4 protein-coding genes and 1 pseudogene are annotated in these 6,778 nt (G+C 48.2%); 3 read left to right on the top strand and 2 right to left on the bottom strand.

The genetic code is table 11. The features are described 5' to 3' along the window. The first annotated feature begins 350 nt into the window (after positions 1-350). From tnpB to KNQ13_RS11650, 3 genes and pseudogenes are all read left to right on the top strand, one after another. Positions 351-1,523, top strand: a complete 1,173-nt coding sequence (gene tnpB / locus KNQ13_RS11660; RefSeq protein ID WP_214755809.1) for an IS200/IS605 family element RNA-guided endonuclease TnpB — start codon at positions 351-353, stop codon at positions 1,521-1,523. A gap of 60 nt (positions 1,524-1,583) precedes the next feature. Then, positions 1,584-2,374 (top strand): annotated as a pseudogene (locus KNQ13_RS11655) (alpha/beta fold hydrolase). A 292-nt stretch (positions 2,375-2,666) separates the two neighbouring features. Next, positions 2,667-4,133, top strand: coding sequence for an IS1182 family transposase (locus KNQ13_RS11650; protein WP_209548383.1), 1,467 nt, complete (start codon positions 2,667-2,669; stop codon positions 4,131-4,133). 38 nt (positions 4,134-4,171) lie between these two features. Here KNQ13_RS11650 and KNQ13_RS11645 read toward each other — a convergent pair. Together KNQ13_RS11645 and KNQ13_RS11640 are read right to left on the bottom strand one after the other, a co-directional pair. Further along, positions 4,172-5,532, bottom strand: a protein-coding gene (locus tag KNQ13_RS11645; protein ID WP_371818613.1) for an IS3 family transposase whose coding sequence is annotated in 2 segments (ribosomal slippage) — positions 4,172-5,163 and positions 5,163-5,532 — 1,362 coding nt in all. Because the reading frame shifts where the segments join, the coding sequence is not laid out codon by codon here. A gap of 154 nt (positions 5,533-5,686) precedes the next feature. Then, a complete protein-coding gene (locus KNQ13_RS11640; RefSeq protein WP_209548384.1) occupies positions 5,687-6,730 on the bottom strand; it encodes an FAD-dependent oxidoreductase in 1,044 nt (347 codons plus the stop codon). Positions 6,731-6,778 lie beyond the last annotated feature (48 nt).

Here is a 6,778-nt window from a genome sequence, read left to right as displayed (position 1 = left end):
TGGCTACCGAAACCTCGAACGATTCTTTTTGAGATTGCACCTTGAGCTTGGTCGTTAAAATAGCAACCACGTGTTATGGTGATGAGCCAATAAAATTCAAATCTGAAAAAATTTTAAAATTAAGATATTAGTTTACTGTTGTAACCGGGTATCTTCTAATTGTGCACGGAAGCTGGACCAACTAAAACAACGGGGGTTTTCACAAATGGGTACATTTATTCAAGCAGTCGACGGAACGAAGATTTATCAAAATTAGGCGAGAATACTCCCACTTCTAAACGAAGTGAAAGTGGGAGCTGAATCGCCAGCCTGCTTTTCGGGTATATTCCCTTTGAAGGAGGTGAAAAATGGTGTTGAAGCATAAGTCCTACAAATTCAGAATCTACCCCACAAAAGAGCAGGAAATCCTGATCGCGAAGACGATTGGATGTTCGCGCTTCGTTTTTAACCACTTCTTGGCGAAGTGGGATGAAACGTACAAGACCACTGGAAAAGGACTGTCCTACGGTTCTTGTTCCAAAGAAATTCCTTTGTTGAAGCAGGAGTTCGACTGGTTGAAGGAAGTCGATAGTACATCTGTTCAGATCAGCGTCAAACACCTTGCCGATGCGTTTGATCGCTTCTTCAAGAAACAGAACGAACGCCCTCGATTCAAGTCGAAGCGCCATCCCGTCCAGTCGTACAAGACCAACATCCAAGGCAAAAACCAGCTTCCTGAAGTCTCGATTGGATGCAACAAGCTCAAACTTCCGAAGCTGAAATGGGTTCGTTTCGCCCACTCGAAACAGGTCACAGGCCGTATCTTGAACGCCACGATTCGACGTAACGCTTCAGGCAAATACTTCGTCTCCCTGCTCGTCGAGCAGGAGATCAACGAGCTGCCGAAGACCGGTTCATCTGTCGGCGTCGACGTAGGACTCAAGAACTTCGCCATCCTGTCGGACGGCACGGTCTACAAGAACGACCGTTACTTCCGTACGCTCGAGAAGAAACTGGCGCGCGAACAGCGCAAGCTCTCCCGCCGTCAACGCATCGCTCTGAACAAGAAAGTCACGCTTTCCGAGGCGAGGAACTATCAGAAGCAGAAGCGGAAGGTTGCCCGTATCCACGAGAAGATCGCCAACAAGCGTACCGACTTCCTGCACAAGGTATCGACCGAGATCGTCAAAAACCACGACGTCATCGGCATCGAGACCTTGCAGGTGAAGAACATGCAGAGGAATCGCAAGTTGAGCAAGGCCATCTCGGACGTCAGTTGGTCGGAGTTCTTCCGCATGCTGGAGTACAAGGCAGACTGGTACGGGAAGACCGTCGTGAAAGTCGGCAAGACCTTTGCTTCCAGCCAACTGTGCTCCAGTTGCGGCCATCAACACAAAGACGTGAAACATCTTGGCTTGCGTGAATGGACATGCCCGAGTTGCGGCATCCATCACGACCGTGATGTGAACGCAGGACTGAATCTCAAACAAGAAGCAGAACGCATTTTAGCTTCTTCAACCGTCGGAACGACGGGGTTAGCCTGATCAGGTTTCGACCGTCAGGTCGGATAACTCAGGAATCCTCCACCTCTAAGTGAAGCGTAGGTGGAGGTAGTTCAAGTAGAAGATATCGGTTCAGGACAATCAGTCGTCCTATTACACGGATGGCCGGCTAACAACAACATGTTCGAATACCAAAAAAACCGCCTGATTGAAGAAGGATACCGCTACATCGGCGTCGATTACCGCGGCTACGGTAAATCGGATGCACCGGCCACTGGATATGATTATACGACAATGGCGTCGGACATCAACGAAGTCATTCAGCAATTAAAATTGACGGATGTTACGTTGCTTGGTTTCTCGATGGGCGGCGGCGTCGCTTTGAAATACCTCTTGAATCACGGTGAATCCAACGTCTCGAAACTGATTTTAGCGGGAGCAGCCGCACCGGTCTTCACACAACGTGACGGTTATCCGTACGGCATGACAAAAGACGAAGTCGATGCATTAATCGAAGATACGAAACAAGACCGTCCATCGATGCTGAAAGGATTCGGGGAAATCTTTTTTGCGAAAGAACATCCGGAACCGTTGCAACAATGGTTCCATAACTTGAGTGTCGAGGCATCTTCCCACGGAACGATTCAGTCGGCGATCGCCTTACGTGATGAAGATTTACGCGACGGTCTGCCGAAGATTTCGGTCGATACGCTCATCATGCACGGGAAAAAAGATCAAGTCTGCCCGTTCGAATTTGCAGAAGTCATGCACAAAACATCAACGGTTCACGTCTCGAAGTGTTTGAAGAGAGTGGACACGGCATGTTCCTCGACGAACGCGAGAAATTCACAGAAAACCTTGTCTCGTACTTGAAGTCCGGTCAAACGGTCTGAATTCGCTTTATCTAAAAACCCATCTGCTTTTCCTATGTGAACTGAGCCCTAGAGTTTGGACAGTTTAATAAAAGCACCCTTAACGTTTTAAGCTGCTATCAGATGGCTTCGGTATTGTACGAGGGCACTGAAAAACCTCATATGATTTTAAACAGAGGAGTGTCGTCCCGAAGGGACCGATGCTCCTCTGCTCTTATCTTTCGATCGACCAACCTTTTGCTACAAGGTTACTGTACACGAATTCCATTCCGGACTATACTGGCTGCAATCAACCCATTTGGAGGCGATTCCGATGATGCCCGACCTACCGAATATGCCGCCGAGCCCTTACCAGGCTCTCTATGACCTGTTAATCCCCGCGGATGATGAGTTACGTCTCATTCACGACCTCGTCCCTTTTGATTTCATTACAGAGTTGCTCGCGGACACGTATTGCCATGATAACGGACGGATGGCGGTCCATCCCGTTCGGATGTTCAAGTATCTATTTCTTAAGGCATATTCAAACCTGTCCGATGTCGACCTCGTCAGACGGGCGAAAACCGATCTTGACTACAAATATTTTTTGGATTTGGCACCGGAGGATGATGTCATTAATCCTTCATCGCTCACAAAGTTTCGTCGTCAGCGTATGGATAATGACGAGTTACTCGATCAGTTGATTGCGTACACAGTACGGATCGCAAAAGAGATGGGAGTTCTAAATAGTCGGACGTTGATTGTCGACTCGACTCATTCTCGTGCTCGATACGGTCAAAAACCGATTAAGCAGGTTGTCATCGAGGAGGCGAAACGGCTCAGGCAGGCATGTTATCAAGAAAGTGATGACACGAAAGGGCTTTTCCCAGAGAAAGTGGATGAAGCAGATATCGATCAACTCTTGACGTATGCGCTCGCTGTAGCTGAAACTGTCGAATCCGAAATGCCTGAATTGATATCACGTGAGCACATTCGTGCTCGGGTGAACCGTGTCCGTGAGTTGACGGAGGATGCACACCTCGAGTTGCGGGTATCAAGGGACAAGAATGCCCGGACCGGGCATAAAAGCGCGGACTCCTCGTTCTTTGGTTACAAACATCATCTCGCAATGACTGAGGAAGGCGTAATCACAGCTGTTATCGTGACGTCCGGCGAAGCGGCCGATGGGATTCAACTGGCAAGTCTCGTCGAGAAGAGCCATACAGCTGGCGCCGAATTCGACTACATCGTGGGTGACTCTGCCTATTCTAGTCGTGAGAACCTGGTTTCTGTCGCCTCGCAAGGATGTAAGCTCGTCGCTCCATTGAATCCACGGGTCTTTTCTGTCTCCACGAATCGAGCTGAGGGGTTCACCTATAATAAAGATGCAGACCGCTACGTCTGCCCTGCCGGGCACATGGCCATCCGAAAGTCTAGAACAGGCAAAAAGAATGTAGGTGCAAGTCAACAAGAGACACACTTTTTCGATATCGCACTATGTAAACGTTGTCCGTTGCGCGAAGGATGTTATAAAGATAACGCAAAATCTAAAACGTATAGCGTATCGTTGAAGTCAAGAGAGCACAGCGAACAGCTTGAGTACGAAAAGACTGACGAATTCAAGGCGTATCGCCGTAAACGATACGCGATTGAATCCAAGAACAGTCAACTGAAGAATACGTATGGTCTGGCGCGAAACAAAACGTCAGACCTAAAAGGCATGACGTTGCAGAGCGTGATGGCGATCATCGCGGTCAACTTGAAGCGAATTATCAGTCTTCAAAAAGAAAAAACAGACTAATGGCAAGGGAAAAAGGCGATTGAATCGACTCAGTCGAACTAATCGCCTTTCCTCTTGATTACGCTCGAAGAGCGCGCAGGTTTTTCAGTGCCCTCGTATTGTACCGGAGTCATCTTTTGTAGTTTCCATTGTCTTCGTTCGCTATTGTAATAGTCAATGTAAGCATCGACCATGGCACAGACCTCATCGAGGTCAGATGCTAATTTATAATCGACATAATCTTTCAAGTGCCCAAAGAACGATTCCATCGGGGCATTATCCAGGCAGTTTCCTCTACGAGACATGGATTGAAGCATTCCCATCTCACGGATGCGTGTTTGATAAGCAGGATGCGTATAATGGAATCCTTGATCGGAATGTATCATGGCTTCCGGGTGTATATTTCCTTGAAGTCGTTCTGCGAGTTTATTCGTTGTATGAAGGACAAGTTCCATATGGAGGCTTGTAGATACATGATGTGCCATAATTTCACGTGTAGCGATATCCTTCACACAAGAGAGATAAACAGTCTGGCCAGATCCAATACGGAGATAAGTGATGTCTGTGACGAATACCTTACCAGGCTCTTCTTGATCGAACCGACGGTTCAAGTGGTTTGGTACAGTCTTATGTTCATATGTCGCTTTAGCGATTTTACGGTAAGCGTTCTGCCTACGGATTTTCGTCACGATTCCAAACTTCCTCATGATACGCAAAATACGTTTATGATTCATCGGTCCCCCAATAAGATCAAGCATCTCCATGTAAAGACCACGATAGCCGATTTTTCCCTTATGACGATCATGAACACGTTTCAGAAGTAGGTAGTCCGCATAGTCGCGTTCTTCCCGAAGGGAAACACTATCCGTACGTGCGAGCCAGGCGTAATAACCACTGCGACTCACTTCAGCGAGCGTACATAGATCCGTCACGAACCGGCCCATTGATTGTTTCCGTAAGACAATATTGATTGCCTGATAGCGCTCAGATGCCGTTAGTTTCGGTACTTCGCCTCTCTTTCGAGAGCTTCGAGCTTTTTTAGTAATTCGTTCTCCGCTGTGAGGTACTTGATTCGTGCTTCAGCTTTCACAAGTCGTCGTTCGACGGAATCATCTTTTTTCGGTCGACCTCCAAGATTTGATTTTCCACGTCTCTCATTCAAGAGTCCTTCTTCTCCATAAATGCGATATGTCTTCCGCCATCGCTTCAACGCTTCGTTCGTTGTTTGCTTACCGATCATATCCAGGTCAAAGCCGCTTTCCTCAAAGATTTGTATCGGTCGCTTACCAGCTAAATTCTCACGTACAGCGTGAATCTTAAATTCTCCTTTGTATTGAATCGTACGATCTGATACCGAGGCTACGTGAAGATTCGCTTCAAGTTGTCTGATTTGATCTGGATTGAAGGTGCGTCTGTTCATGAATAGTTCTCCCGTCGAAATTGAATAGGTACAGTATATCGATATCTTTAAACACAAAAAACCCCGAATGGGGTCTTTTATCAAGTGTCCACCATTCAGGGTTCAGTTCACTAAGGGAGAATCAAATGGGTTTTGTTCGTTTCGTCAGCACGTTTTAATTTGTATACTTCTTGATAAATTTCCGGTCAATCCATTGCTTGAGGTACCAGCTGAGCCGGCTCGTCTGATAAAAACGCCCGTACAGCAGTGTCGCTTGTTGGTCGCCGAGAGCGAGAATCGTCAAATAACGCTGTTGCGGGCGAAACGCCAGTAAACGCTCCTGATTCACGAATCGGAGAAGATTTTCAAGCAATACCGGTGCCTGACGAACGGCCGTCACACCGTTTTTAGGTGTGTTCGGATACGCGGTCAGCGTCGCACAGTCACCAACGGCAAAGATCGACGGATCCTCTAGTGCCTGCAACGTCTCATGGACGAGCAGGAAACCGCGCGTGTCACAGTACAAATCCGATGCCTGAAATAGTTCGCTCGCACGGGCACCGCCTAAAAACAACATAGCATCCGTCTCAATCGACTGACCGGACCGCAAGCGAGCCGTTTGATCGTCCAGCGTGTCAAACCGATCGACGATTCGTTTAACCCCCAGTTGATCGAGCCGTTTCGCAATTTTCATACCTGCCGGATGACCACTGAGCAACGGTTCTTCGTGGATCAAGGTGACCGGGGTACCGTTCGACTGAAACGACGCCGCCATCTCGACTGCCGCGGCACCGCTGCCGATGATGACAGGGGAGGCCGCTTTCCTGAACGTCTCGAGTGCTTGATCAATCTGATAATTCGGTTTGATCGTCACCCGTGCCGGTGCACCGGCAACATCCCAGTCGCGCGAGCCGATGTTGCACGACACGATATCATACGACAGGACCTGTCCAGACTGGCAAATCACCTGTTTATTCGCCGCGTCAATCCGAGTGACCCGGTCCTCGATCCACGTCTTACCGTTGTGCTCACACAACGCTTTGACATCAATCCGGGTCTCATCGAGCGTATAGGTTCCGTCGGCTAACCCCGAGAACATCCCGGAATAATACTGATAGCGCGAAGGGTTGATGACGATCCAGTCGACATCCGGATGACTGCCTTGTTTGATACATTCTAAATGCGCATGACCCGCACCTACTAAGACGATTCGTTTCACGACGTTCACCTACTTTTTTGAATTCTTTGCATCTGAGACTGTCATTCC

The sequence above is a fragment of the Exiguobacterium sp. s128 genome, from assembly GCF_018618815.1.
GTDB lineage: Bacteria > Bacillota > Bacilli > Exiguobacteriales > Exiguobacteriaceae > Exiguobacterium_A > Exiguobacterium_A antarcticum.
This window is presented reverse-complemented; position numbering and strand designations above follow the sequence as displayed.

What these genes read in the sequence shown, in the direction of transcription:
- KNQ13_RS11650 (WP_209548383.1), top strand. Translation starts at nt 2,667, where the DNA reads ATGATGCCCGACCTACCGAATATGCCGCCGAGCCCTTACCAGGCTCTC.